Origin of the sequence: Sphingomonas sp. (genome assembly GCF_048594985.1) — a bacterium.
Taxonomy (GTDB): Bacteria; Pseudomonadota; Alphaproteobacteria; order Sphingomonadales; family Sphingomonadaceae; genus Sphingomonas_I.
Genome location: NZ_JBMDXG010000177.1, coordinates 1 through 26,533, shown reverse-complemented (window position 1 = coordinate 26,533; position 26,533 = coordinate 1). Strand labels below are relative to the sequence as shown.

General features: G+C 67.7%; 23 protein-coding genes and 3 pseudogenes. 14 read left to right on the top strand and 12 right to left on the bottom strand.

Annotation, left to right across the window (positions count from 1 at the left end):
- Positions 1–230: 230 nt before the first annotated feature.
- The 3 genes from ACOJSF_RS06845 (at position 231) to nhaA (ending at position 3,730) form a co-directional block, all read left to right on the top strand.
- On the top strand, positions 231–1,469 hold the full coding sequence (locus ACOJSF_RS06845; protein WP_420141464.1) for an ROK family transcriptional regulator: 1,239 nt from the start codon (positions 231–233) through the stop codon (positions 1,467–1,469).
- 62 nt (positions 1,470–1,531) lie between these two features.
- Positions 1,532–2,434 carry an ROK family protein gene (locus ACOJSF_RS06840; protein ID WP_420141463.1) on the top strand — a complete coding sequence of 301 codons (903 nt, stop codon included), beginning with the start codon at positions 1,532–1,534 and terminating at the stop codon, positions 2,432–2,434.
- A 117-nt stretch (positions 2,435–2,551) separates the two neighbouring features.
- On the top strand, positions 2,552–3,730 hold the full coding sequence (gene nhaA, locus ACOJSF_RS06835) for a Na+/H+ antiporter NhaA (protein WP_420141462.1): 1,179 nt from the start codon (positions 2,552–2,554) through the stop codon (positions 3,728–3,730).
- Here nhaA and ACOJSF_RS06830 read toward each other — a convergent pair.
- From ACOJSF_RS06830 to ACOJSF_RS06800, 7 genes are all read right to left on the bottom strand, one after another.
- Positions 3,715–4,524, bottom strand: a complete 810-nt coding sequence (locus ACOJSF_RS06830; RefSeq protein WP_420141461.1) for a class I SAM-dependent methyltransferase — start codon at positions 4,522–4,524, stop codon at positions 3,715–3,717. The two genes, nhaA and ACOJSF_RS06830, sit on opposite strands and share 16 nt — an antisense overlap.
- Positions 4,524–6,890 (bottom strand): HAD family hydrolase, encoded by a 2,367-nt coding sequence (locus ACOJSF_RS06825; protein WP_420141460.1) that lies wholly within the window; start codon positions 6,888–6,890, stop codon positions 4,524–4,526. The genes ACOJSF_RS06830 and ACOJSF_RS06825 overlap by 1 nt, the downstream gene beginning before the upstream one ends.
- A gap of 90 nt (positions 6,891–6,980) precedes the next feature.
- On the bottom strand, positions 6,981–8,105 hold the full coding sequence (locus ACOJSF_RS06820; RefSeq protein WP_420141459.1) for an aldose epimerase family protein: 1,125 nt from the start codon (positions 8,103–8,105) through the stop codon (positions 6,981–6,983).
- Positions 8,102–10,594 (bottom strand): glycoside hydrolase family 9 protein, encoded by a 2,493-nt coding sequence (locus tag ACOJSF_RS06815; RefSeq protein WP_420141458.1) that lies wholly within the window; start codon positions 10,592–10,594, stop codon positions 8,102–8,104. Before ACOJSF_RS06815 ends, ACOJSF_RS06820 begins: the two co-directional genes overlap by 4 nt.
- 23 nt (positions 10,595–10,617) lie before the next feature.
- Positions 10,618–12,468, bottom strand: coding sequence for a glycoside hydrolase family 2 protein (locus tag ACOJSF_RS06810; protein ID WP_420141457.1), 1,851 nt, complete (start codon positions 12,466–12,468; stop codon positions 10,618–10,620).
- 93 nt (positions 12,469–12,561) lie between these two features.
- On the bottom strand, positions 12,562–13,317 hold the full coding sequence (locus tag ACOJSF_RS06805; RefSeq protein WP_420141456.1) for a molybdopterin-dependent oxidoreductase: 756 nt from the start codon (positions 13,315–13,317) through the stop codon (positions 12,562–12,564).
- Entirely contained in the window at positions 13,310–14,134 is an 825-nt protein-coding gene (locus ACOJSF_RS06800) for a cytochrome b/b6 domain-containing protein (protein ID WP_420141455.1), read from the bottom strand. Before ACOJSF_RS06800 ends, ACOJSF_RS06805 begins: the two co-directional genes overlap by 8 nt.
- Before the next feature lie 116 nt (positions 14,135–14,250).
- On the opposite strand from ACOJSF_RS06800, the gene ACOJSF_RS06795 reads away from it, so the two are divergent.
- A complete protein-coding gene (locus ACOJSF_RS06795; RefSeq protein WP_420141454.1) occupies positions 14,251–14,619 on the top strand; it encodes a MerC domain-containing protein in 369 nt (122 codons plus the stop codon).
- On the opposite strand, the gene mgrA is transcribed toward ACOJSF_RS06795, so the two are convergent.
- On the bottom strand, positions 14,616–15,686 hold the full coding sequence (gene mgrA / locus ACOJSF_RS06790) for an L-glyceraldehyde 3-phosphate reductase (protein WP_420141453.1): 1,071 nt from the start codon (positions 15,684–15,686) through the stop codon (positions 14,616–14,618). The genes ACOJSF_RS06795 and mgrA overlap by 4 nt on opposite strands.
- A gap of 72 nt (positions 15,687–15,758) precedes the next feature.
- On the opposite strand from mgrA, the gene ACOJSF_RS06785 reads away from it, so the two are divergent.
- Positions 15,759–16,805: a Gfo/Idh/MocA family oxidoreductase gene (locus tag ACOJSF_RS06785; RefSeq protein WP_420141452.1), complete on the top strand. Its 1,047-nt coding sequence runs from the start codon at positions 15,759–15,761 to the stop codon at positions 16,803–16,805.
- Here the strand turns inward: ACOJSF_RS06785 and folE are convergent.
- Positions 16,799–17,413 (bottom strand): annotated as a pseudogene (gene folE, locus ACOJSF_RS06780) (GTP cyclohydrolase I FolE). The gene ACOJSF_RS06785 and the pseudogene folE sit on opposite strands and share 7 nt — an antisense overlap.
- 195 nt (positions 17,414–17,608) lie before the next feature.
- Between folE and ACOJSF_RS06775 the strand changes: the two are divergent.
- Entirely contained in the window at positions 17,609–17,872 is a 264-nt protein-coding gene (locus ACOJSF_RS06775; protein ID WP_420141451.1) for a hypothetical protein, read from the top strand.
- 12 nt (positions 17,873–17,884) lie between these two features.
- Here ACOJSF_RS06775 and ACOJSF_RS06770 read toward each other — a convergent pair.
- Positions 17,885–19,389: pseudogene (locus tag ACOJSF_RS06770) on the bottom strand (YifB family Mg chelatase-like AAA ATPase).
- 97 nt (positions 19,390–19,486) lie between these two features.
- On the opposite strand from ACOJSF_RS06770, the gene ACOJSF_RS06765 reads away from it, so the two are divergent.
- From ACOJSF_RS06765 to yihA, 6 genes are all read left to right on the top strand, one after another.
- Positions 19,487–19,768 (top strand): hypothetical protein, encoded by a 282-nt coding sequence (locus ACOJSF_RS06765; RefSeq protein WP_420141450.1) that lies wholly within the window; start codon positions 19,487–19,489, stop codon positions 19,766–19,768.
- Between the two features lie 94 nt (positions 19,769–19,862).
- On the top strand, positions 19,863–19,997 hold the full coding sequence (rpmH, locus tag ACOJSF_RS06760) for a 50S ribosomal protein L34 (RefSeq protein WP_420141466.1): 135 nt from the start codon (positions 19,863–19,865) through the stop codon (positions 19,995–19,997).
- Positions 19,994–20,341: a ribonuclease P protein component gene (gene rnpA / locus ACOJSF_RS06755; protein WP_420141465.1), complete on the top strand. Its 348-nt coding sequence runs from the start codon at positions 19,994–19,996 to the stop codon at positions 20,339–20,341. Before rpmH ends, rnpA begins: the two co-directional genes overlap by 4 nt.
- Positions 20,338–20,550, top strand: a complete 213-nt coding sequence (yidD, locus tag ACOJSF_RS06750; RefSeq protein ID WP_420141449.1) for a membrane protein insertion efficiency factor YidD — start codon at positions 20,338–20,340, stop codon at positions 20,548–20,550. Before rnpA ends, yidD begins: the two co-directional genes overlap by 4 nt.
- An 18-nt stretch (positions 20,551–20,568) precedes the next feature.
- A complete protein-coding gene (yidC, locus tag ACOJSF_RS06745) occupies positions 20,569–22,275 on the top strand; it encodes a membrane protein insertase YidC (protein WP_420141448.1) in 1,707 nt (568 codons plus the stop codon).
- Positions 22,272–22,925 carry a ribosome biogenesis GTP-binding protein YihA/YsxC gene (gene yihA, locus ACOJSF_RS06740; protein ID WP_420141447.1) on the top strand — a complete coding sequence of 218 codons (654 nt, stop codon included), beginning with the start codon at positions 22,272–22,274 and terminating at the stop codon, positions 22,923–22,925. Before yidC ends, yihA begins: the two co-directional genes overlap by 4 nt.
- Positions 22,926–22,931: 6 nt before the next feature.
- Here yihA and ACOJSF_RS06735 read toward each other — a convergent pair whose 3' ends face one another.
- Positions 22,932–24,839, bottom strand: a complete 1,908-nt coding sequence (locus tag ACOJSF_RS06735; RefSeq protein ID WP_420141446.1) for a S8 family serine peptidase — start codon at positions 24,837–24,839, stop codon at positions 22,932–22,934.
- A gap of 54 nt (positions 24,840–24,893) precedes the next feature.
- Here ACOJSF_RS06735 and ACOJSF_RS06730 point away from each other — a divergent pair, with 54 nt between their 5' ends.
- Positions 24,894–25,556, top strand: a complete 663-nt coding sequence (locus ACOJSF_RS06730; protein WP_420141445.1) for a glutathione S-transferase family protein — start codon at positions 24,894–24,896, stop codon at positions 25,554–25,556.
- Here the strand turns inward: ACOJSF_RS06730 and ACOJSF_RS06725 are convergent.
- Complete coding sequence (locus ACOJSF_RS06725) at positions 25,550–25,996, bottom strand: cupin domain-containing protein (RefSeq protein WP_420141444.1); 447 nt, start codon at positions 25,994–25,996, stop codon at positions 25,550–25,552. The two genes, ACOJSF_RS06730 and ACOJSF_RS06725, sit on opposite strands and share 7 nt — an antisense overlap.
- A 108-nt stretch (positions 25,997–26,104) precedes the next feature.
- Between ACOJSF_RS06725 and ACOJSF_RS06720 the strand changes: the two are divergent.
- Positions 26,105–26,533 (top strand): annotated as a pseudogene (locus ACOJSF_RS06720) (alkene reductase); the annotation flags it as partial.

Below are 26,533 nucleotides of genomic sequence, written 5' to 3'. Positions count from 1 at the left end.
CTGGTCAGCGCGGCCGACGCAGGCCTCGCCTTCGATCTGCGCTGCGATGTGCGCGAAGCAATGCTGCGATTTCTGGCGGAGGATATGCCCGAGGCGCTGGCGCGGCGCCGGATGGAGATCGTCGGGCGGGAGGACGCGCCGACCCTCGACTAGAAACGGCTGGACTTGCACTGCGCCCGTGGGACAAGCGTGCGCGAACGCCACGGCATTAGTTGGCGAAGGAGAGAGGCGTGTCCGGGCCGAACGGGGCGGGAATTGCGGGACGGATCGGCGCGGACGATCGCAGCTCGCGTCTGGTTGCCAGCCTGTCGGGCACCAACCTCGAACGCGCCGCCGATTATAACCAACGGATCGTGCTGCAGGCGATCCGCGTCGCCGGCGAAACCACCCGGTCGGAACTTGCGCGGACATCGGGCCTGACGCCGCCGACGATCGCCAACATCACCAACCGCCTGCTCGACGAAGGGCTGATCCGCCGCGCGGGGCGGCGGCAGGGGTTGCGCGGTCAGCCCGCGCTACGGCTCCAGATCGACCCCGACGGCGCGTTCGCGATCGGCCTGAACATCGACCGCGATCATTATACGATCGTGTCGCTCGATCTGGCGGGACGTGTCCGAACGCGCGCCGCGCGCGAGATGCGCTTCGCCATGCCGGACGAGGTGATCGCGTGCCTCCAGGGTGAGATCGAAGCGATCCGACGCGCGGGGGATATCGACGAACGCAAAATCATCGGCGTAGGTGTGTCGCTTCCCTACGATCTGGGCGGTCTCGCCTTGCCGCATCGTCCGAAGGATTACGGGATCTGGAGCGAGCTGGACGTCGCCAAGCTCGTCGGCAAGGTCCTGCCCTGGCCGGTCCATATCGACAATGACGCCGCCGCCGCCGCGCTGGGCGAGGCGCAGTTCGGCACGGGCCTCACGCAGCCAAGCTTCTTCTACGTCCTGATCAGCGCGGGCCTCGGCGGGGGATTGGTGGTCGATGGCAGCTATGTGCGCGGGGCCAACGGACGCAGCGGGGAGATCGGCTTCATCCCCGATCTGCGCAACAGCCGGGCCGGGGCGACGATACAGGACACGGTGTCACTTTCGGTTTTGCTTGCCCGGCTCGAAGCAGCCGGCTGCGCCAGCGACGACATCACGGCGCTGGAAACCAATGACGCGGCGGCCACGGCGGTGATCGAACGATGGCTGGATGACGCGGCGGATTCGCTCGCGGCGCCGCTCGTCTCGGTGAACTGCCTCGTCGATCCGGCGATCATTCTGCTCGGCGGGCGCTTGCCGGAACGGTTCGTCGATGCACTGGCGGCGCGGCTCAACGATCGGCTGGCGGGGTTGCCGATCCCGGCGGTCGCTCCGGTCGCCCGCGCGATCACGTCGAGCGACGCGCCCGCCGTCGGTGCCGCCATTCTTCCCTTCCTCGACCGGCTGTTGCCCAACGAAAGCGCGTTGATGCAAGCGGGGCGCGACTAACCCGCAATCGATTTGTTATCTCCGGGCACTGCTAGGACGGTAGATAACCCAGAGGATGAAGGATGCCGGTGCAGAACACCGTGAGGATCGGAATCGACTTCGGCGGGACCAAGATCGAGGGGGCGGCGCTCGATGCCGACGGCGCCTGGCTCAATCGCCTGCGCGTGCCCACGCCCAGGACCTATGACGCCGCGATCGAGGCGGTGCTGAGCGTGGTCGCACGGATCGAGGCGGAGAACGGAACCGCATCGTCGATCGGAATTGGCGTCCCGGGATCGATCTCGCCGCACAATGGGCGGATGCGCAACGCCAACGCGACGTTCCTCAACGGCCACACCTTTCGCGAAGACCTGTCCGCCGCGTTCGGGCGCGAAATACGCCTGGAAAACGACGCCAACTGCCTCGCTTTGTCGGAAGCGCGCGACGGCGCGGCGGCCGGCGCGCGGGTAACCTTCGCGGTCATCATCGGCACCGGGTGCGGCGGCGGCGTCGTGGTTGACGGCAAGGTCGTCACGGGCGCCAACGGCATTGCCGGCGAATGGGGCCATATCCCGCTGCCCTGGCCCAAAGCCGACGAATGGCCGGGGGAGCAGTGCTGGTGCGGTCAGGTCGGCTGCCTGGAAACGTGGATTTCGGGCACAGGCTTCCAAAAGGATTATCTGCGCCGCTCCGGCACCGCGTGTAACGGCCCCGACATCGTTGCCGCCGCGCGCCATGGCGAGGCGGCGGCGGTGGCCGCGCTCGACGCCTATGTCGATCGGCTGGGACGCGGACTGGCGGTGATCGCCAACGTGATCGATCCCGATTGCTTCGTGCTGGGCGGTGGCATGTCCAACGTCTCCGAACTGTATGAACGCCTGCCTGAAGTCATCGATCGGCACGCGTTCAGCGACGGCTGGCGCGCGCGGATCCTGCCGGCCAGATGGGGCGACAGCTCCGGCGTGCGCGGCGCGGCCTATCTCTGACGACTGGCCCCCCCATGGGGAGAAAGCGCGCGATTGGATAAGAGCGGCGTTTCGGGGCGACGCTCCTTTCAGGCCCGGTTTGGCTTGCCAGCGGTCAGCCGTGGGGTAAGCGGGGTCATGGCACTCGCTAGAAGCTTCATCCGCGGGGAGATGATCGCCCGCTTTCTTCGCCACGAAGCGGCGGGTGGCAGGCTGTTGATCATTGCGGCAATGCTCGCCCTGATCGTGGCCAACAGCCCGCTGGCTCCGATCTACACCGACGTCCTTCACCGTCATGTCGCAGGACTCTCCATCATCCATTGGATCAATGACGGGCTGATGAGCCTGTTCTTCCTGCTCGTCGGGCTGGAGGTGAAGCGCGAATTCGTGGCGGGGCAGCTTGCCAGCTGGTCCGCGCGCGGCCTGCCCATCGTGGCCGCCTTCTGCGGCATGGTGGTGCCCGCGCTGATCTATCTCGGCATTGCGGGGGCGGACCCCGCTCTGGTGCGCGGCTGGGCCATTCCCACCGCCACCGACATCGCCTTCTCGCTCGGCGTGCTGGGTTTGCTCGGAAGCCGGGTTCCGGTCTCGCTCAAGCTGATGCTGGTGACGGTGGCGATCGTCGACGATATCGGCGCCGTCATCCTCATCGCGCTTGTCTACACGGCGGGGATCGATTTCGCCGCGCTTGAAGTGGCAGGAACGTTGCTAGCGGCGATGATCATGCTCAACCGGCGCGGTGTCGGCGCGCTCGCGCCCTATCTGCTGCTCGGCGGGCTGCTGTGGACGGCGGTGTTCGTGTCCGGCGTACATCCGACGGTGGCGGGGGTGCTGACGGCGATGACGATCCCGCTCCGCGGCGCGCGCTCGTCCGCCCCGCTCGAACGGCTCGAACACGGGCTTCATCCCTATGTCGCGTTCGCGGTCGTTCCGTTGTTCGGGTTCGCCAATGCCGGCGTCTCGCTCGTTGGGCTGTCGCTCGACACGATGCTGGCGCCGCTTCCGCTCGCTCTGGTGGCGGGTCTGTTCATCGGCAAGCAGGCGGGCATCTTCGGTGGCATCCGCCTCGCGGTTGCGTTGGGGATCGGTGAACGGCCGGACGGCGCGGGCTGGGGGCAGGTCTATGGCGTGGCGCTGCTATCGGGCATCGGATTCACGATGAGCCTGTTCATCGGCGCTCTCGCCTTCAACGATCCGGCCCTGCTGGTCGAGGTCAAGATCGGCGTGCTGGGCGGTTCGCTGCTGTCGGCGGTAGCGGGCTATTGCGTGCTGCGCGCATGCGGTCGGGACGGGGACCACATTCAGGCGGCATCCTGAAGCGCGATCACGCAGAGATAGTTGGCGAGGCGGTTCCGCTCCAGTGAGCGCAGCAGCCGGTTGTCGTGATAAGGCAGGAGCAGCTCCGCCAGAGGCGCGCTCCACTCCGCCGTCAGATCGAATAGCACGCCCAGCCCGAACACGGCCGGGATCTCCGCAAAGCCAAGCTCACGGCCTTCATCCAGCTGCTCGGCCATGAAGTCCTCGACCGCCGTCAGCACGCCGTTGCGCGGCCCGCCCTCGTGCGTGGCCCAGGCGAAATGGCCCATGCCGCGAAAGCCTTGTCCAGCCACCAGCCGGTCCCGCCCGGGGATCGCCCCGCCCTCATAGCTGTAGGGGTGCCGGAACGCGGCCGGGATCCGGTCAGGCGCGTAATACATGTCCCGCCGCCCCGACGGCCAGCCGATATCGTGGAGGAACATGAGCAACGGCTTGCCGTCGCGCGCCGAAATCCGTTGGGCGTGGCGCAGCTCGTGGATCACCGTATACCAATTGTGATCGCCGTCGATCAGCCACGCATCGACCTCGGCAACCTGCCCGAATGCGTCGAGGCTTGGCTGGGCAATGTGGCGGACGTGCGGTCGCGCCGCCAGCCATGCGGCGAATTCGGGCTTCGGCGTGGGATCGATGCTGGTCAGGCGGCCGTCCTGTTCGGCGACATGATCCGCGACCATGGCGGAACAGCCGCCATATTCGGCCCCGATCTCGACCACGTGGCGCGCGTCCGCCAGCCGCAGCGCCGGCAGGATGATGTCGGCGAATTCCGCCATCGAATGGATCAGCAGATCGGGCATCAGGCCGCCTCGCTCAAGGCAGCGGCATTGGCGGCCGCGCGGCGCACCACCGGCCGGAAGGCGATCGCGAGCAGCAGGGGCGTATCCGGCTCGCCTCCCGGCGGTGGGAGGAATAACAGCCCGCGCTCCTCGCACCGCATCAGGCCGGGTGCGATCGTCTCCATCGCGTCGAACACCGGCGCCTGCGGCACGGACGCGGGGCTGCATCCGAACTCGCCGAAATCGGCCACGGGGTAGAAGGCGATCTCGTCGATCTGGACGACCTCGGCGAGCGCGCCGAACTGGACGCCGATGGCGAATCCGCCGCTGCCCGCGGGGGCTGTCAGCAGATAATAGCCGTCATGGGTGGGATAGGCCTGCGCGGTGATCGACGCCTGCCCCTTGGCGGTCGCGAGCAGCACGGGCACGTCGATCGCGCCGACTTCGAAATCGCTGTGCCGGAAATCGAGCCCGAAGCGTCCGACGGAAAAGAGCGAGAGCGCGAGAGGGAAACCGTGCGGCTGCACCTCGCCCGGCAGATACATGCGTGCCGCCTGCGAGATGTAGGGCAGGCCCCGGCGGCGGAGTTGCTGCCCCGACATTTCGGCATCGACCAGCTTCACCAACGCCTTGGTGCCCATGTTCACGTCATGGTCGAACCGTTCCAGCAGCGCGATCTCCTCGCGCATCGGCAGGTAGAGCAGACGCGCCAGCGCGGCGGCGGCGTGGCGACAGCGCGACTCCCGATCGTCGGACACGGGCGGGCGGTGCATGCCAAGGCCCGCATGCCGGATATAGTCGAGGCAGGCGGCCTGCACGATGTCGCGCGTCGCGCTTTGCGCGCCCTTCACGTCGGCCTCCTTGCGGATCGGCCGGCCGTTCGGGTGATAATCGATCACCGATCCCTCGGCGGCGGTCGCGAGCTGTTCCAACACGGCGATCGGGCCGCACAGCGCATCGGTCACGCGCGTTTCGTACGCGCGCGCGTCGATCATGCCTTTCTTGTCGAGCCCGGTCGGCCAATGTTCGCGCAGCAGCAGGTAACGGCCCGCGACCGTCACGTTCAGCTCGGCGGCGAGCAGCGGTTCGATCAGGTTCTGGACCGACCCGTTATAGCCAAGGTCTATCAGCACGACCATGTCGCCGGGCTCGACGCCGCCGCTGTGCTTCACATGTGTTACCAGCCGCTTGGCGAAGGCACGGCTGCGCGTGGTGATCTTGTTGATCCAGCGCGGCTCCAGCATGGCGCGGCGGAAGGCGGCGTTGCCGCGCCGGAATTCGCGCATCTCCTGATCGGTCAGGAGGAGCTGCCGACCCATGACGTCGACCCGTTCCTTCGGGCGCTCGGCCAGATAGGCCCGGATCGCTGCCTCGTCGGAAAAGCTGGCGGCCATCGCGGTGAACCGGCTGATCGAGACGCGCGCCCCCATTCCGAAGCCCGCCGCTTCATAGGCCCATTGCGGCAGATGCCCGTCGCGCAGGAGGAACAGCGGCCGCGTCGTCCGCCCGCTGGCGGCGGCAATCTCCTCCAGCTCATGGCGCAACCACAGCGCGAAGCCGTGCATGACCGGCCCGAGCACGTCGTGCCCCAGGATCGTGGCCGGGTCCTCATCGGCGCGGAGTGCCACCTGCGACCGGTGCGGCTGGTAGGCGGGGCGCGTGATGCGCACCTGCGGGTCGATCATCGCGGCGGCGGCCGCCTCCAGCCGCAGCCGCTGCTGCGTCGATCCCTCGAACTGCTCAAAATGCACCGCGCGAATGCCGAGCGAGCGTGGCGCGGTGACGTCGGCGACGTTGTGGTCGCCCAGATGGAGGATCGTGAAGGGATCAACACCCAATTCGGCCAGCACCGGCCGGAACAGGCCCTGTCCCTTCGACAGGCCATGCTCCGACGAACAGAAGAAGCGGTCGATCGCCGCCGCGATGTCACCCCCGGCAGCAGCCGCGATCAATGCCCGCAATTGATCGGCGCTGAGATAGGTGTCGCTGACGACGATCACCTGCAGTCCGCGTGCCTTGGCCGCGCGGATGAGCGCCACGGTCGGCGCGAAGGCGAAACAATGGCGTGCCTCCGCCTCAAGCTCCCGCGCGACGGCGGCGGAACGCTCCTCGGCGGATGCGCGCGGCATCAGGTGGTCGTAGATCGCCTCGATCGAAACCTCGTCCATTCCGTCCACGGCGCCCCGCGCCGCGCGCGCGCGCCCCTCGCCGCCCAGACGGGGTTCGATCCCGCCGCCGGCGAGCGGAAACTCGGTGAAGACGTCGCGCGGCGCGTGGACGTTGCGCCACAGCAGCGTGTCGAAACAGTCGAGCGACAGGATGCGCACATCCGCCGGCGCCTCGTCCAGCAACATCGCGATTTCCTGCCCCCGAACGACCATCTTCATCGCGGCGAATCTCCGGCCCCCAGCCAAACCTTGCCGCGATATTCACGAAGAGCGTTGCCAAACCCCTAACCAGCGGCTGGCAAAGGCGCGCTAGCTGGGCTTGCGCGGAAAGCGGTAGATCGTGGTCGAGGTGAAGACCTGTCCCGGCCTCAGCACCGTGGATGGGAAATCCGGCTGGTTGGGGCTGTCAGGCAAATGCTGCGTTTCCAGCGCGAACCCGCCGTGGCGGCGATAGATCGCGCCGCTCGGGCCTGCATCCTTCCCCCATTCACCGTTGGCCGTGTAGAATTGCATCGACGGCTCGGTCGTCAGCACCTCCATCGCCCGGCCCGAGGCGGGATCGGCGGCGCGCGCGACCAGCACCGGCTTGCGCGCGGGCGCGTCGCGCAGCACCCACGGATCGTCATATCCGCTCTTGCTACCGGCTTTGATCGCGTTCAGCCCGTCGCCGATCATGCGCGGCTGGCGCAGGTCGTAGGGGCCGCTGACGGGCAGGATGCGGCCGGTCGGGACCGACGTGTCGTCCAGCTCGGCGATGCGGTCGGCAAGGATCTGGATCGACTGACCGCCGACATCCCCGCTGCCCTCGCCGGCCAGGTTGAAGTAGCTGTGGTTGGTGAAGTTGATGACCGTCGGCCTGGTCGTGGTCGCGCGATAATCGATCCTGAGCTCGTTCGCGTCGGTCAGCGTATAGGTCATCGCCAGCGTCACCGCGCCGGGGAAACCCTGGTCGCCGTCGGGGCTGACCAGGGTCAGCGTCGCGCCGCTGCTGCGGCCGTGATCGAACGTCGCGACCGACCAGAAGCGTCCGTGGTAGGGCGGCGGCCCGCCGTGGAGCAGATTGGAGCCGTTGTTCGGCGTCATGCGATAGGTCTGGCCGTCGAGCGTGAATTGCGCGCCCTTGATGCGGTTGGCGAAACGCCCGACCGGTGCGCCGAACACGTAATTGCTGTTCTTGGCCTGATATTCGCCGGCATCGCGAAAGCCGAGCACGACGTTGGCGCGCTTGCCTATCCGGTCGGGTACCTCGATCGCGGTAATGACGCCGCCGAAATCGGTGAAGCGGACCGTCATCCCGTTCTTGTTGACCAGGGTGTAGACATGCGCCGTGCGGCCCTCGGCGGTCTTGCCGAAGCTGGCGCGCGCGACCGGCCGGGCCGCGTGGGGCGCCGTCGCAAGCAAGGCGAGCGCGAGCAACAGTGGGCGCGAGATCATTGCGCGCCCTTCTTGTAAAGCTGGTTCACCGCCAGCGCGAGGAACATGTAATTGGTCTCGCCCCCGCCCAGCACATATTCGGTCTGCTGCCAGAAATAGGGCCAGACCTTCAGCTCGGGCAGGTCGGGCCGGATCAGCGCGGTGCCGGACACGGCACCGCCCGGAATATAGCTCCAGTCCGCGCGGTTGACGCCATAGGCCGTTGTCACCGAATGCGACCCCACGCCGCTGGCGAAGGAGGCGTTGTTCTGCCCCGGATGGACGCCCAGTACGAAGTTGAGCGCGTTCACGAAATTGGCCTCGGGCACCAGGTCGGGCCAGCCCTTGTGCAGCATCCACTGCTTGACGCCGAACTCCTGGATGATCCAGCCGGCGCCCCAGATGTCGGGCTTGTAGGGCACGCCATAGGGCGAGTCCGCCTTGGCGGCGGCGGCGAGCTTCGCCTGATAGGCGGCGACCGCCGCGCGCGCCTCGCTCTTGAACGCGGCGTCAGGCACCCGGTCGATCACCGATGCGATCGCCCAGCCGGCCTCCTCGATATGCGCGACGATGTCGCCCTTCATCGCGACGAGCCGGTCCATATAGGCCTTGTCGCCCGTCGACAGGTACAGCTCGGCCAGTGCGAACGCCTTCAGGTCGACCTTTTTGGCCCGGTCGATCGCCTTGCCGCCGATGTCGCGCGCGGCCGCCAGCGTTTCCGCCGCCAGCTTCGGATCGTGCGCCTTCATCACGCGCGCGACCGTGGCGAGCTGCCCCGCGACCTCGATCTCGCGATCGGGATTGTCTTCGGTAAAGACCAGCCGGTCGTCGACCTTGACCGGCTGCCCGCCGAGGAAGGTGCCGAGCCCCTCGACCGGCTTGTTGACGACATTGTCGGTCGAGCTCGAAGCGTCGCCCAGCAGCACATATTGCTTGAGCGTCGCGTCCTGGATGCCGCGATAGACTCGGCCGAGCGCGCGATAGCCGCCCATCACGGTCAGCAGCCCGTGCTCGATCTGCTGGATCGCGTCGTTCCTGCCGTCGGGCTTGTGGATCTCGACCAGGTGTCTGCCCTGGTCGATCGTGGTGGCGTCGTAATTCAGGCCGAATTCCTCGACCATCTTCGCCAGCAGCCAGGTGGTGCCCATCTGGCTCTCGACCCGCAGGTCATAGTCACCCGCGTCGTGCCAGCCGCCTGCGTCGAGATGCGGCACATGGTCGAGCGGCTTGTACTTGGACAAGGTCGACGGCCCCTGAACATAACCGTCGAAATGGTTGAGGTTGACCGGCGCCATCAGCGCGTCGTCCATATGGTCCAGCCCGTGCCAGACGCGATATTTCTCCTCCACGCGCATGTGGCACATCTGGACCGGCAGGAAATATTCCAGCGTCGGCTGCCATACGTGGCGATCGTAGACATCGTCGCCGATCTTGAACGGGTTGGTCTCCTTCCCCCGATACGCGATCACGTACATTCCGGGCGTCGTGACGTCGGAAAAGTCCCAGGTGCGATAGCCGTAGCGCAGGAAGCGGCCCCATTGCGCCGGGGCGCCCCGCTTCACCTCCTGCCGGCCGCCGTCCGTCAGGCGATAGAGGCGGGCGGCGTCGGTCGCGGTGTCGCCCGGATCCAGCTCGACCACCAATTGCTTGGGCTGCTTCGTGGTATAGCCGACCTGCGAGACCTGCAGCACGGGTTCGTATTTCCATCCCGGCACGACATTGGGTGTCACCACCCATTCGATCGCGCCCTTGGTCGCGCCCGCCGGCACCAGCCCGCGCACGATATACCAGGCATTGTTGTGATTGCCCCGCCCGTCGATCAGCGCGAGCGGGCCGGTCTTGCTGTCGATCGTCAGCCGCTGCGTGTCGGCCTCCGGCGCGACGACCAGCCGCGTCCCGCCGCTGGCGAGCGGGGCGGTGATCTCCTCGCCGCCCGCGCCCGTGGTCGTCGGGCCGTTCGCCTGGCGCGTGAAGATGCCCGACTGCCCGCCCATCAGCCAGCTTTTGCCGAACAGGTCACCCGGAAAGAGCTCCAGATTGAAGCCGACCTTGCCGACATATTTGGCCGGCAGCGGCTGATCGAGGTCGACGCGAATGCGGAAGCTGTTGCCCTCCAGCGGCGTGACGCTGACCGAATAGCCCATCTTGAGATCGGGATAGAGGACGGGATTGAATCCGGTCCGGTCCTTGGCCGGATCGGGGAAGGACAGGCGGCGCGACACCGTGTTCGTCTTCGCATCCACCGTCCGCTCGCCCGTCGCCGGCATGGCGGACCATTGGCCCGGCGACGCCTCGAGCCGGAGGTCGCCGTTGGCGGCGGTGCGGACGCCGTGCTGGATGATGGTGACGCCCGTCTGGTGCCCGTCGGGATAGTAATCGCTGAACGACATGACGTTCAGCCCCTGCGTCGCGAAATAGCCCTGATCGTTCAACACGAGGTTGGGCTTGGCGAAGACCGGCGCGGTCAGCGCGGTCAGGCCCAGCAACGCGGCCGCGAATTTTCTCTTCACACGTATCCCCTTCTGTTTCTTGTCTATCGGCCGTCCGCCGCCGCGCGCTCGGCATAGAAGTGCGCGAGAACATCGAACGCCTGTTTCTTCTCGCCCGTCTCGCTGATCAGGCCCTTGCGGTTCCACCCGCCCTCGAACACCGGGTGCAGCCGGCGGGGCGAGCGGAAGTCCTTGAGGATCCACGGGCTCATGCCCGCCAGCGTTGGGATCTTCCGCGCCATCGCCAGCGTGCGACGATAATATTCGGCCTGGAACTCTTCCGAGCTTTTGCGGAGCGTCGCCGGATCGTGGAAGCCCCCCTTGGCGTCCGCGCCCAATTCGGAAAAGAGCAGCGGCTTGTCCGACGGGACCGCCCAGCCGATGGCGGGCACATCCTCCAGCCGGTCGGCGGTGTACCAGCCATTGTAGGTGTTGATCGCCAGCACATCGACCGTCGCCGCCAGCGGATCGTTCAGGATCATTTCGGGGTGGCCGTCGCGTGTGCCGCGCTCGGTCAGCAGCGCCGCCGACAGCAGGCGCGTGGGATCGAGCCGCTTCACGTCGCCCGCCAGCGTGGTGAGGAAGGCGTTGCGCGGATCGCTGACCGGGGTCTCGTTGGCGATGGACCAGATGATGATCGACGCGCGGTTGCGGTCGCGCTCGATATTCTCGGCGAGCATCGCCCGCGCGCGCGCCAGCGTGTCGGCATTGTCGAACGCGACACGCCAATAAACGGGGATCTCGCTCCACACGAGCAGCCCCATCGCGTCGGCGGCGCGCGTCATCGCCTCGCTGTGCGGATAGTGGGCAAGGCGGACGAAGTTCGCGTGCAGCCCGTCCTTGGCGACCGCGAGAAGCGCGCGCGCCGCGTCGGGCGTGATCGTGCGCGACGGGTCGGCCCCGATCTCCTCCTCATGCACGCTGATCCCGCGCAGCCAGACCGGTTTGCCGTTCAGCAGGATCTGCGACCCCCGCACCGCGACCGTGCGGAACCCGATCCGGTCGGTCAGCGTGTCGGCGCCGCTGCGGATCGTGACGTCGTATAAAGTCGGCGTCTCGGGCGACCAACGCTTCAGCGCGCGCGGCGCGGCGAGCGTGGCGGTCCAATGGCCGTTGGCATCGGTCCTGCCCGATGCGCGCGCGGGCAGCCCGGCGATGGCAAGCGAGATCGGCTGGTTCGCCTTGCTCGCGCCGTCCAGCTGTGCGTCGATCCGGATGCGCCCGTCCTTCGCCAGCCGCACCCACGCACTGTCGATATAGGTCGCGGGCACCGACACCAACGTCACCGCGCGGGTGATGCCGCCATAATTCTCCCAGTCGGTCACGGGCGGCGGCACGGTCAGCGCGGTCGCCTGCGAATCCGCGGCGACGCTCAGCCGGTTCTCGCCCTTGCGCAGGATGTCGGTGACCTCGAACGCGAAGGGCGTGAAACCCCCCTCATGCGTGCCGAGCTTCCGGCCGTTCAGCCATACCGTCGCCTTGTAGTTGACCGCCCCGAACCGCACGAAGCTGCGCATGCCGGGCTTGGGCGCGGCATCGAACTTGCGCTGATACCAGACGAGGCCCTGATAATGACGCATCTCGGCCGCGTGCGTCAGCCAGGAGGAGGGGATCGTCGCCTTGGGCGATTGCTCCATGTCATATTCGTAGAGCGCGAGCGGATCGGCCTTCATCACCGCTTCGGCATCGGCATCCTCGTACCGGCGATGGCCCTTGCCCGGCTCCTCACCGTGGAAGCCCGCTTCGCCATCGCGATAGGGATCGACGGAATAGGTCCAGACGCCAGACAGATCGGTGTGCGGTCGCAGGTCGGCGGCCGTCAGCAGCGGCGCGGCGGTGCCGCGCACGCTGAAGAGGAGCAGCAGGGCCGCTGCGCCGAGGCTGGTGATCCTCATCCTTCCTCCTATGCCAGCGGGCGGTCGCTCCGCCTCTGCGACCTTGGTCGGGCTTGGCATGCTGCGTCACCCGTTTGCCGTGACGATGCGCTGCTAAAGCCCCGCATACCAAGCATAATCGCTGACATCTTCCCAATAGCCGCCCTTGCCGCGTCCGATCGCGCGGAGGTCCGCCACCGCCTCGATCGCGCGGACATATTTGGCATGCTTGTAGCCGAGCTGGCGCTCGACCCGGAGCCGGACGGGCGCGCCGTTGGCGACGGGCAGCGGCCGCCCGTTCAGCGCCCAGGCGAGGATGGTCTGCGGATGAAACGCGTCGACCAGATCGATGCTCTCGTAATAAGCGGTGCCGCCGAGATCGTCGAAACAGTGGAAGACGATATAGCGCGCGGCCTGCGACAGGCCCGCATGGCGCAGGATCGGGCCGAGCGCGGGACCGGTCCACTGGCCGATCGCGCTCCATCCCTCGACGCAATCGTGGCGCGTGATCTGGGTGCGCTGGGGCAGCGATTTCAGCTGGTCGAGCGGGATCGCCAGCGGCCGCGCCACCAGGCCCCCGACAGCGAGGCGATAGCCCGCGAACTGATCCGCGAGCAGCGCCTGATAGTCCGGCGCGCGCGGCATGAAGGTGCCGTTGGCGCGGAAGACGGGCGAGAGGTCGGCGCCCGTGAATTCAGGCGCCAGCGCGTCGCGCGGCGTCACCAGCCGCTGGACGCGATAGGTCAGCCCCTCCGCGCCGAGAAAGGCGGCGCGTGCCGTGTCGGTCGCGGCGATGCGGTCGCATCCGCCCAGCAGCAGGGCTCCGCCGCCGATCGCACCCAGCGCGCCGCGGCGCGACATCTCAGTCATGGCGCCGCCGCTCCGGGGGCGGCCGGAACCAGCCTGTGATCATCGAGCGCATCTCGTTCAACGGCCCCGCCGCGACCACCATCGCGAGGTGGAGGCCGATAAAGGCAAGCAGCCCGATCGCGCACAGGAAATGGATCGACCGCGCCGACTGACGCCCCCCGAAAAGTTCATGCAGCCAGGGGAAGGTCGCGTTGAAGCCGGGGCCCATCGTCAGCCCGGTCAGGATCATCAGCGGGATCAGCCCGAACAGGACCAGGAGATAGGCCAGCTTCTGCAGGATGTTGTAGCGCGCCGCCGCGTCGCCCGTCGGCAGGCGGAGCTTGGCGTGGGCGCGGATGTCGGCCAGCAGGTGGCGGGCGCGCAGTTCATCGCGTTTCGGCAGCAGGTCCCTGGCGAAGTGGCGGTTCACCACGCTGGCGATGGCGTAGAGCGCGCCCGCCAGCACGAACACCCATGCGAACAGAAAATGCCAGCGTCGCGCCCCGGCAAGGCTGTAGCGCGACGGGATCGTCAGCCAATGCGGGAAGGCGCGGCGTTGCACCCGTCCCTGCGGGTCGGTCCATTGGCCGAGCACGCCGGTGGTCGGGACATAGCGCTCGCCGATCGTGAGCCGCGCCCCGCCGGTGGGGGAGGGGCCGATCCGCAGCCAGGCACGATCGAAATTCGCGCCATATTCCCCCCAATACAGGCGGGGATGCGCGTTGAAGATCATCAGCCCGCTGGTGAGCAAGACGAGCATGCTAACCGCGTTCACCCAATGCCATAGCCGTGTCGGCAGACGGTGGCGGTAGAGCCGGGTATGGGGGGACGACGCCATCGAGCCACCCTAGCACCGCAGGCCAGTGTCGTCACTTTTTCGCGATAATGATACATTATATCATTGCCTTTCGCGATATGAAGGCCCATGTGGCCCCCATGCGGCGCATGTCGGACATGATCGAAGCCCTTGCGATCGGCGCGGCGGTGGCGTGCCTAGCGCATTGCCTGCTCGTGCCGCTGCTCCTCGTGACGATGCCGGTGATGGCGGTGATCCTGCCGATACCGGAAAATTTCCACGTCGTGGCGCTCATCCTCGCCATCCCCGCGACGGCGGGCGCGCTCTATGCCGGCTATTGCCGGCACCGGCTGGCCCTGCCGCTGCTGGCCGGCGGGGTGGGGCTGGGCTTGCTCTCGGTAGCGGCGCTGGCGTGGCATGCCACGCCACTGGAGGTGCCCGTGACCGTGGTCGGCAGCCTCTTCATCGCCGCCGCCCACGTTGCCAACTGGCGTTACCGTCGGTCTGCTCCGCCCGAGATCTTCTAAGCCTTCACGCCCGTCGGCACGGCCGTGATATCGGTCGATTTCGACCAGATGTTGATCCCGCTGTCCTGCGCGTGCCGGTCGATCTCCGCCAGCTCCTCCGCCGCGAAGGACAGGTTGTTCAACGCGTCGAGCGAATCGTCGAGCTGCGCGACGGTCCGCGCCCCGATCAGCGCCGACGTCACGCGCGCGTCGCGCAGTACCCAGGCGATCGCCATCTGCGCGAGCGTCTGGCCCCGCCGCCGGGCGATGGCGTCGAGCGCGCGGATGCGTCCGATCGCCTCGGCCGTGACGAGTTCGGGCCGGAGCGATCCGCCGCGCGCGGCGCGGGCATCGGCGGGGATGCCGTTCAGATAGCGGTCGGTCAGCATGCCCTGCGCCAGCGGGGAGAAAGCGATGCAGCCCGTGCCCAGCCGTTCGAGCGTGGCGAGCAGCTCGCGTTCGATCCAGCGGTTGAGCAGCGAATAGCTCGGCTGATGGATCAGGAACGGCACCTTATACTCCGCCAGGATCGCCGCCGCCTTGGCGGTCAGTCCGGGCTCGTAGCTCGAAATGCCGACATAGAGCGCCTTGCCCTGCGCGTGGATGTGCGCCAGCGCGCCCATCGTCTCCTCGAGCGGCGTCTTCGGATCGACGCGGTGCGAGTAGAAGATGTCGACATAATCGAGGCCCATGCGGCGGAGGCTCTGGTCGAGGCTGGCGATGAGATATTTGCGGCTGCCGCCGACATCGCCATACGGCCCCGGCCACATGTCCCAGCCGGCCTTGGTCGATACGATCAGTTCGTCCCGATGCGCGGCGAAGTCGGTCGCCAGGACGCGGCCGAAATTCTCCTCGGCCGATCCGTAGGGCGGACCGTAATTGTTCGCGAGGTCGAAATGCGTGACCCCACGGTCGAATGCGCGGCGCAGGATCGCCCGGCCCGTCTCGAAAACGTCCGCCCCGCCAAAATTCTGCCACAGACCCAGTGAAATGGCCGGCAGATCGAGCCCGCTGCGTCCGCATCGGCGATAGACCATCCGTCCGTCATATCGTAACGGTTCCGCAACATATGGCACGGAGTAGGGCATGTCGCGGTCGCTCCCGATGCTGATGACCTGTCCTTATCGTCGCGTTTTTTCTTGTCCATCAGCGGAGCGTACATGACCATCGATACGGCGCTGATCGGCTTTGGACAGGCGGGCGCCCGCATCCATGCACCCCTCCTGCTGGCCGAGCCATCCGTGCGCCTGCGACGGATCATCACCTCGCGCCGGGACGAAGCGCGGGCGTCCTGCCCCGACGTCGTAGCGACGAAGAATGTCGGCGACGCGCTGAACGATCCTTCGATCGGGCTGGTGGTGATCGCGACACCCAATCACACGCACATCCCGTTCGTGCGCGACGCGCTGCTCTCCGGAAAGCATGTCGTGGTCGACAAGCCGTTCGTCACGGACGAGGCGGAGGGTCGCGATCTCGTTCGCCTCGCGCGTGAGCGGGGGCAGATGCTCACCGTCTTTCACAATCGGCGATGGGACGGCGACTTCCTTACCGTCCGGCGGATGATCCAATCCGGCAGGCTGGGCAGCGTCCGCCTGGCCGAGTTCCGCTGGGATCGCTTCCGGCCGGCGGTAAAGGCGGGGTGGCGCGAGCTGCCGGGCGAGGGCACGGGGCTGCTGGCCGATCTGGGGCCGCATCTGGTGGACCAGGCGCTCTTGCTGTTCGGCATGCCCGACTATGTCGGAGGTGATATCGCCATTCAGCGCGGCGGAGCGCTGGTCGACGATTATTTCGAACTCACGCTGCACTATGGCGCGATGCGCGTCATCCTCTCCGCTTCCACGCTGGTGGCCGCGCCACGCCCGCGCTTCGCGCTCCACGGCGACGATGGCAGCTTCGTCAAGCACGGGCTCGATCCGCAAGAGGCGCTGCTGCGGTCGGGCAGGACCCCCCGGGACGCGGGTTTCGGGGAGGACGAAACGAACAGCTATGGGGTCCTCACGCGGACCGACGGCAGCGGTGGCCCGATCCCGACCGAGCGCGGAAACTGGCGCGCCTTCTACCGCGCGGTGGTGGAGGCGATCGACGAAGCCGGCCCGGCGCCGGTCGACCCCACCGATGCGCTCGCCGGCTTGGCGGTGATCGACCACGCCCTCCGCAGCGCGCGCGAAGGCCGACTGCTGCGGTTCGTTCTGCCCGCTTATCAATAACCCATCAGCGCCAGCACCTCGCGCCGGCTGCGCTCGTCGTCGCGGAACACGCCCATGATCCGGCTGGTCGTCATGCTGACGCCATGCGTGCGGACGCCGCGCCCGGTCATGCAGCCGTGCGACGCCTCGATCACCACCGCCACCCCGTGCGGTTCGAGGTGATCCCAGATGCAGTCGGCGACCTCGGCCGTCAGCCGTTCCTGCACCTGAAGACGTTGCGCGAAGCCGTGCAGCACACGCGCCAGCTTGGAAATGCCGACCACCCGGTCCTTCGGCAGATAGGCGATTGCGGCCTTGCCGACGATCGGGGCCATGTGATGCTCGCAATGCGACTGAAAGGGGATGTCCTTCAGCAGCACGATCTCGTCATAGCCGCCCACCTCCTCGAAGGTGCGGCTCAGGTGGTGCGCCGGATCCTCGCCATAGCCCTGGCACTATTCCTTCCAAGCGCGCGCCACGCGCTTGGGCGTGTCGATCAGGCCTTCGCGCGAGGGATCGTCGCCGGCCCATCGGATCAACGTGCGGACCGCCTGTGCCACTTCGTCGGGGACAGGAGGTTTGCCGTCGGCGTCCTCGGGTTCGGTCGTGCCGCTCACGCATATCTCCATTGTTGGTAGCGTCGACCTAGCGATAGGCGGCGGCGCTGGCCATCACAGTCGTTCGTCAGGCCGCCCACCGGCTCCGGTTACGCGCACCGCAAAATAGTGAAGCACTGACGCCGTGCCGAGATAGGCTCCCTCGTCGGCTTCGGTCGCATGCGCGCTCCGCTTGGGGTTGGTGCGCTGCCGCGTTAAGGGGGAGGCATGGATTTCGATCAGCTTCTCACCCGCTTCTTCGGCACCGCAGACCTCGACACGCTCGATCAGCCGCGGCTCGTCGCCGGTCTCGATGAAATGAAGGTACAGTTCGGGCTGGAGCAGGACGGCGGCCGCCGTTTCGCGCTCTGGTGTCTCATGTACATGCTGGGAATCGCGCCCGATCTGGGCACCGCATTCGAGAATGAGGGCGACCGCGACGCAGCGCGCGACTTCATGGACATGGCCGACAGCGAGGATGACGAGGACTGAGGTCTCGGGTCGTCAATTGACCGCGGCGCGCTGGCGATAGCTCAGCGCTTCGGCGACGTGCATGCGGCCGACCGCGTTCGATCCCGCAAGGTCCGCGATCGTGCGCGCGACCCGCAGCACGCGGGTATAGCCGCGTGCCGACAGCCGCATGGTCGCGGCGGCCTGCGCCAGCAGGGCGCGGCCCGCCTCGTCCAGCCGCGTCACCTCCTCCAGCAGCTCGCCGTCAACTTCCGCATTGGTGCGAAGGCCCGCTTCGGCATAACGCGCGGTCTGGACCGCCCGCGCCTGCGACACGCGCGTCCGCACTTCGGCCGATCCCTCGGCTGGCGGGGGCAGGACCAGATCCGCCGCGCTCACCGCCGCCACCTCGACATGCAAGTCGATCCGGTCGAGCAGCGGGCCCGACACGCGCGCTTGATAGTCCACAGCGCATTTCGGCGCGCGGCTGCACGCGCGGGCGGCGTCGCCCAGGTGTCCGCAGCGGCACGGATTCATCGCCGCGACCAGCTGGACGCGCGCCGGGAAGCTGACGTGGCTGTTCGCGCGCGCCACCTGGACCCGTCCCGTCTCCAGCGGCTGGCGCAGCGAATCGAGCACGGGCCGCTGGAATTCGGGCAGCTCGTCCAAGAACAGAATGCCCAGATGCGCGAGGCTGACCTCGCCCGGCCGGACCTTCAGCCCGCCGCCGACCAGCGCCGCCATCGACGCCGAATGGTGCGGCGCGCGGAACGGGCGGCTGCGCGACAGCATGCCCCCGTCGAGCGTGCCCGCGACGCTGGCCACCATCGACACCTCCAGCGCCTCGGCCGGGGTCAGATCGGGCAGGATGCCCGGCAGGCAGGCCGCCATCAGCGATTTGCCCGCGCCCGGCGGCCCGACCATCAGCAGATTATGCCCGCCGGCCGCCGCTCGATCGCGCGCTTGGCGGTCTCCTGCCCTTTGACCTGCGCGAGATCGGGGCCGGTGCCTGTCGGCGCCGCCTCGCCCGGTCGCGGCTGGGCGAGCGGGCGGACCCCGCGAAAATGATCGAGCAGCGCCATCAGGTCGGGTGCGGCAACCACCTCGACCGATCCGGCCCAGGCGGCCTCGGGCCCTTGCGCTGCGGGACAGACCAGCCCCAGTTCGCGCCCGCTTGCATGCAGCGCCGCCAGCAGGACGCCGGGGCTGGGCGCGATCCGGCCGTCGAGCCCCAGTTCGCCGACCACCAGATAATGGGCGAGCGTTTCCGCATCGACCACCCCCATCGCGCCAAGCAGGCCCAGCGCGATCGGCAGATCGTAATGCGATCCTTCTTTCGGGAGGTCGGCAGGCGACAGGTTGACCGTGATCCGCTTGGGCGGCAGCGCAAGGCCGATCGCCGCCAGCGCGCCGCGCACCCGCTCGCGGCTTTCGGCGACCGCCTTGTCCGCCAGCCCCACGACCACGAAGGCGGGCAGCCCCGACGTCACCTGAACCTGCACTTCGACGCCGCGCGCTTCCAGCCCGAGATAGGCGACCGTCGATACCAGCGCGACCATCAAGACCCTCCGCGTTCCCCGCCTGTTCTTTAGCGATCCGACCGCCCCGCTGTCGAGCGGACTTGCGGCTCTCGCATAGGATGCGCATCTGTTGGAAATGAGGGCCAAACATCCCGGCTGGCGGATCGTGATGCTGAGCGTCGGCTGGTTTCTGGTCGTCCTCGCGCCGATCGTCGGCGCGCTGCCGGGGCCTGGCGGGATCTTCGTCTTCGCGGCGGGCATGATCCTGCTGCTGCGCAATTCGCACTGGGTCCGCTGTCGCTATGCCCGGCTCAAGCGCCGCTTCCCGCGCACCGGCCACGCCTGCGATCGCGTGATGCGGCGGGGCAGCGCGCTGCGGCGGCAGCGCCGCGCCGCTTCCGGCCAGCCGCAGCCCTGATTGACTTTGGGAGGCGCTTTCCGTATCCGCGCCGACGGTAACGGCCGCCGTGCGATCGGCGGCCTTTTGCATTGCGAATTCAGAGGCAGAGAAAATGAAGCGGACCTACCAGCCGAGCAAGCTCGTGCGCAAGCGTCGTCACGGCTTCCGCGCGCGCAGCGCGACGGTCGGCGGCCGCAAGGTGCTCGCCGCCCGCCGCGCGCGCGGCCGCGCCAAGCTTTCGGCCTGAGCGACACGCGCCCTCGGCCGCGGCAGATCGTCCGCCGCGCCGATTTCCTCGCCGCCAATTCCGGGCGGCGCATGCCCATGCCCGGTTTCGTCCTGCTCGTGCGTGCGCGCGATGACGGCGATCCGGCGATGGGAATCGGCTATACCGTCACCAAGAAGATTGGCGGCGCGGTGGTGCGCAATCGCATGAAGCGGCGCTTTCGCGCGCTCGTCCACGACATTCTGCCCGACGCGGGCGTGGCCGGCGCCGATCATATCCTGATCGGCCGCGCCGGTGGGGTCGAGCGCGATTTCACGATGCTGGCCGCCGAGCTGCGCAAGGCGCTGGCGAAGGCCGCGCGATGATCGCCCGCCCGCTGATCCTGCTCGCCCGCTTCTGGCAGATCGGGCCATCGCGCCTGATCCCGCCGACCTGTCGCTATCAGCCCTCATGCTCGGCCTATGCGATCGACGCATGGACGCGCTATGGGGCGGTAAAGGGGAGCTGGCTTGCAGCCAGGCGGCTCCTCCGCTGCCACCCCTGGGGCGGGTGCGGCTATGATCCCGTTCCCTGACCAAGGCAAAATCTCGACGTGGAAAATCAGCGCAACCTGATCCTGGCGGTCGTGCTCTCGGCCCTCGTATTTCTCGGCTGGAGCTTCCTGTCGGAACGCTTCTTCCCGGTCGCGGCCCCGCCCTCGACCGAGATCGTCGACGGCAAGCAGGTGCCGGTCGCCAAGCCCGAGGCGCTGCCCGATTCGCCCGCCGCGATCCGCGATCGCCAGGCCGTGCTCAGCGAGAATGCACGCGTCGCGATCCGCACTCCGCGCCTTGCCGGCTCGATCAACCTGAAGGGCGCGCGTCTCGACGATCTCGTCCTGGTCACGCATCGCGAAACGATCGCCAAAGGCAGCCCGCCGGTACGCCTGCTGAGCCCGAGCGGCACACAGGACGCCTATTTCGCGCAGTTCGGCTGGGCGGGGGAGGGCGCGCCCGTGCCCGGCCCCGACACGGTCTGGACCGCCGACGGAGCGGAGCTCGCGCCCGGCCGGCCGGTGACGCTCAGCTGGAATAACGGCCGCGGTCAGGTCTTCCGCATGCAGTTCGCGGTCGATGACCAATATATGTTCACCGTCCGCCAGTCGGTCGCCAATGCCGGCCCGGGCGCGGTTTTGGTCAAGCCCTACGGCCTCGTCAGCCGCGTCGGCGTGTCGAAGGATCCGTCGAGCTGGACGATGCACACCGGCCCGATCGGGCAGGTCGACGGCGCGACCGATTATTCGGTCGATTTCGACGACGTCGACAAGGCCGGCGCGCAGGGCGTCCGGTTCCAGACCAAGGGCGGCTGGTTCGGCTTCGGCGACAAATATTGGCAGACCGCCTTGGTCCCCGCGCAGGATGCCAGCGTCGACGCGGGCTTCCGCGCCGGGGCGGGGGGCCTCTATCAGGCCGACGTGTCGGGCCGCCAGGTGGGCGTCGCGCCGGGCAAGGCCGTGACGGTCGAGCAGCGCTTCTTCGCCGGCGCGAAGGAAGTGTCGGTCCTCGATTCGTACGAGAAGCAGGGCATTGCCGGCTTCGATCGCGCGATCGACTGGGGCTGGTTCGTCTGGTTCGAAAAGCCGATCTTCTACCTGCTCGACTGGCTGTTCCGGCATATCGGCAATTTCGGCGTGGCGATCATCGGCCTGACCGTCATCGTCCGCGCCTTGCTGTTCCCGATCGCGCAGAAGCAGTTCGCGTCGATGGCGGCGATGCGCAAGGTCCAGCCGAAGATGAAGGCGCTGCAGGAGCGCTACAAGGACGACAAGCCGCGCCTCCAGCAGGAGATGATGCAGCTCTACAAGACCGAGAAGGTCAATCCGCTCGCGGGCTGCCTGCCGATCCTGATCCAGCTTCCGATCTTCATCGCGCTCTACAAGGTGCTGATGCTGTCGATCGAGATGCGCCACCAGCCCTTCGCCTTGTGGATCCGCGATCTGTCCGCGCCCGATCCGCTGACGCCGGTCAACCTGTTCGGGCTGCTGCCGTTCACCCCGCCGGGCTTCCTCCATCTCGGCGTGCTCGCGATCCTGCTCGGCGTCACGATGTGGCTCCAGTTCAAGCTCAATCCGACGCAGATGGACCCGATGCAGCAGCAGATCATGGGCTTCATGCCGTGGATGATGATGCTGTTCTTCGCGCCGCTCGCGGCCGGGCTCCAGCTCTATTACGTCGTCAACAACTGCCTCAGCATCGGCCAGCAATGGTATCTCTACAGGAAGACGCCGGGGCTGGACGACGCGGCCGTGCCGGCCAAGTGAGCACGGAGGACACCGCGCCCGACCCCGATCTGGTCGAGGCCGCGCGCAAGCTGTTCGCGGGTCCGGTCGCCTTCCTCAAGTCGGCGCCCGGCCTGCAATTCCTGCCTCCGGCCGACGTGCCGGAAGTTGCATTTGCCGGCCGCTCCAACGTCGGCAAGTCGTCGCTGCTCAACGCGCTGACCAACCGCAACGGGCTCGCGCGGACGTCCAACACGCCGGGCCGGACGCAGGAGCTCAACTTCTTCGACATGGGCGATCCGTTGCGCCTGCGGCTGGTCGACATGCCCGGCTACGGCTTTGCCGAGGCGCCGAAGGACGTTGTGAAGAAGTGGCGCTTCCTGGTGAACGATTATCTGCGCGGCCGTGCGGTGCTGAAGCGCGCGCTCGTGCTGGTCGACAGCCGCCACGGCCTGAAGGACGTCGATCGCGAGGTGATGGACATGCTCGATCAGGCGGCGGTCAGCTACCGCCTGGTGCTTACCAAGAGCGACAAGATCAAGGCGACCGCGCTCGACGCGGTCCGCGCCGCGACGATTGCCGAGGCGCGCAAGCATCCCGCCGCGCATCCGGAGGTGCTCGCCACCTCCAGCGAGAAAGGCGGCGGCATCCCCGAATTGCGCGCGGCGGTGCTGGAGGCGATCTCCGCCTGAGCCGGGTCAGAGGCCCGTGGCGGAGGTGGACGTGCGCGCGGCCTGCCCGGTCCGCCGCGCCTTGAGCAACGCCACCGACTTCTTCGGATCGATATTGTTGCGGCGGCCGTCCTCGCTCCGCGTGCCGCCCTTGACGATCAGGTCGATCACCTGCGCGGGCGTGAGGCTCGGGTCGAGCGCGATCAGCTTGGCGGCAAGGTTGGCGGCATTGGGCGACGCCATCGACGTGCCGCTCTCGCGGACCAGCGTGCCGCCGGGGAACACGCTTTCGACCTGATAGCCGTTGGCATGCGCCAGCACGGTCTTGCCGTAGCTGGTGAAGCTCGCCTCGTCGCCGGCCTGGTCGACCGCGCCGACCACCAGCATGTTGGGAAGGGCGAGGCCGGCCGGGATCACCTCCTCGAAGCCGCTGTCGCTGTCGGCGTTGCCGGCGGCGCACACGAACAGGATGTCGGGCGCGCTGCTCAACGCGGCGCGCAGGCCGTCGCGCTCGATCCCGAACAGCTTCTTCGCGATGACCTTGCGCTCGGCCGCGTCCTTGCCGACGCCGTTCTTCTCCAGCGCATCCTCATAACCGGCGGGCGATCCGCCCCAGCTCATGTTCACCACCCGGATGTGATTGCGCTTGAACCAGTCCACATAGCCCTGGCTGGCGGCGGCCGCGCGCCGCGCGAGTTCCTCGGTCGGCTTGTCCGGCACGTTCTTCCAGTCGAAGGTGATGCGCGCGACCGCGAGGCGGATCGCCGGATTGCCGCGCGCGGCGATGCCGGCGACGTGGGTGCCGTGGATATAGTTGCCGAAGAAGTTCAGCTGCTCGAAGAAAGCGGGCACCTGATCGGGCTTGAGGCCCGCGATCTTCGCCTTGAGCGCGTCCGCCTCCGGGCTCTCGATCGACAGCTGCAGGTCGCTGAACGCCTTCAGGTCGTTGCGCATCGCGGGATAGAGCGCCTGCTGCTCGGGGGTGAGCGGATACAGATAGCCGTGCGTCGGCATGGATTGCAGGTCGTAGGCGATGCCATGCGGGTCGGTCTGCGTCGACGGCTTGGGATCGGTATAGACGCGCCCCGCGAACAGGCCGAGATCGCTGCCCGAATCCCAGATGGCGACATTGACCGGGGTCGGCTTGTCGGCGGCGGTCAGCGTCACTTCGCGCGCCGCCCAGATATCGGGCTTCTCGACGTTCTTGGCCGCCACGTCCTTCGTCAGCACCGCGACGGTGGCCGCCTTGACCGGCACCGTCCGTGTCAGCCCGAAACGCAGGTTGATCAGCATCCAGGCGAGTTCGTTGGACAGTTGGTGCGTCTTGGCGGCGGTGGGGTCCAGATTGGCCTGCGCCTGGCCCAGCACGAGATCGCGGGTGATGATCTGCGCCGACGCCTTCGATTCCTTGACCCGATTCCCGACCACCGCCCATGGCAGGGGCGCCAGCATCGCCGCATAGGCCTTGCCATAGGCGGCCTCGTATGCGGCCCCGGATTTGGCTTTCGTTTCCGTTGCCGCCGCGATCATCGCGCGGCTGCGGATGCCGCTCAACATCTTGGCGTCGGGCTTGTCCTCCAGCGTCCTCAGTTGGTCGAGCGTCCCGAGCGCGCCGGCATCGTCGCCGCGCAGCATCTGCAACTGTGCTTTGGTCGACAACAACCCACGCAAGGTCGCCCGGTCGTCGATCTGATAGCCGGCCAGCACGCCATCGACGTCGGCCTCCACCTTCGCGGCAAACGCACCGAACGTCGCGTCGTCGGCAGTCAGCAGCGCGGTCGCGGTGCCCGGCACCGGATAGGTGAAGCGCGGCAGGTCGTCCTGGGAGCGGACAACCTTCTTGGTCGCCGCCACCTGCGCGGTAGCCGCGCTTCCCAGCGGCAGGGCCAAACAAGCACAGCCCGCAAGCAGGAACGCTTTCGTGAATCCGGACATCGATTTGCTCCCCAGGCGATTGAGCGGCCCCCATACCGCTTCTATACCCGCAGCATGCTCAAGCTCGTCATCGCCAACAAGGCCTATTCGTCATGGTCGCTGCGCGGCTGGCTCGCGGTTCGCCAGTCGGGCCTGCCGTTCGAGGAGGTCGTCGTCCCGATGTATGACGACGACTGGGCCGTGCGGCGTACGCAGCCCGATCTCGCCGCCTCGGCGGGCAAGGTGCCGATCCTGTGGGATGGGGATACGCCGGTGTGGGAGAGCCTGGCGATCATCGACCATCTGGCCGATCGTGTCGGTCGTGACGTCTTCTGGCCGACCGACGTCGCCGCGCGCGCCTTCGCACGATCGATCGCGGCGGAAATGCATGCCGGCTTCGTCGATCTGCGCCGCGCCTGCCCGACCAACTTCCGCCAGCGTTACGCGCGCGAACCGCTCGATCCGGCGGTCGAGGCCAATGTCGACCGGATCACCGCTTTGTGGGGACAGGCGCTTGACCGCTTCGGCGGCGGGGGCGACTTCCTGTTCGGCGAATTCGGCGCGCCCGACATCATGTTCGCGCCGGTCGTCTCGCGCTTCGATACCTACGCCATCCCGCTGCCCGATTTCGCTGCCCATTATTGCGCACGGATGCTCAACCATCCGTGGATGCGCGACTGGTATGCGGGCGCGGCGGCCGAGCCGTGGACGATCGCCGCCTACGAACGCGATCAGTAAGGGCGGCCGTCCTTGCGGGTGTAGGTCCGCCCGTCGGGCAGGTGCAGGTCGATATCGGGGTAATGGCAGGGCGAGGCCGCCGGCCGGCCGATCGCCACGAACAGGCAAGGGCCATCGCTTTCGTTGACGAGATGATGCCCGTTGCCGTCACCCTTGGGGAAGGCGGCGACGTCGCCGGCCGACAGCGGGGTGCGCCCATGCTCGTCGACCAAAACCGCCTCGCCCGACAGCATCACGACCAGCTCGTCCTCGCCTTCGTGCCAGTGGCGCTGCGAGGAGATGCCGCCCGGCTCCAGCCGGACATGGCTGACGCCGAAGTCGGTCAGGCCGGCGGCGGGCGCGAGCCGGCGATACCAGCGCCCGCCCATGACCGCGTCATAGGGGGCGGGGTAGCCCGTGGCGTTGGTTTCCGGAATCGTGTGCAGATCGAGCTTGGGCATGTGCCGTACCGTAAAGCCCGCCTTTGTACGGTAAAACGAAAAGCGCGGATGCGGTGGGGCCGCGCATACCCATATGGCGATGACACCGACGTCCCCGAAAGATCCCCAATGCCGCAGCTTACCGACCCGATCCGTCTCGGCGCGATCGATGCCGCCAACCGCATCTTCATGTCCCCGCTCACACGCGCCCGTGCCACGCGCGACGCGGTGCCCACGCCGATCATGGCCGAATATTATCGGCAGCGCGCCTCGGCCGGCCTGATCATCAGCGAGGCGACCGGCATCTCGCGGATCGGGCTGGGCTGGCCTTACGCCCCCGGCATCTGGAACGCGGCGCAGGTCGAAGCGTGGAAGCCGGTGACCGATGCGGTCCACGAGGCGGGCGGCAGGATCGTGTCGCAGCTCTGGCACATGGGCCGGATCGGCCATCCCGAAGTGAATGGCGCCCAGCCCGTCTCCTCGTCCGCCACCACCGCCCCGGGCCATGCGCACACCTATTCGGGCAACCAGCCCTATCCCCAGGCGCGCGCCCTCGCC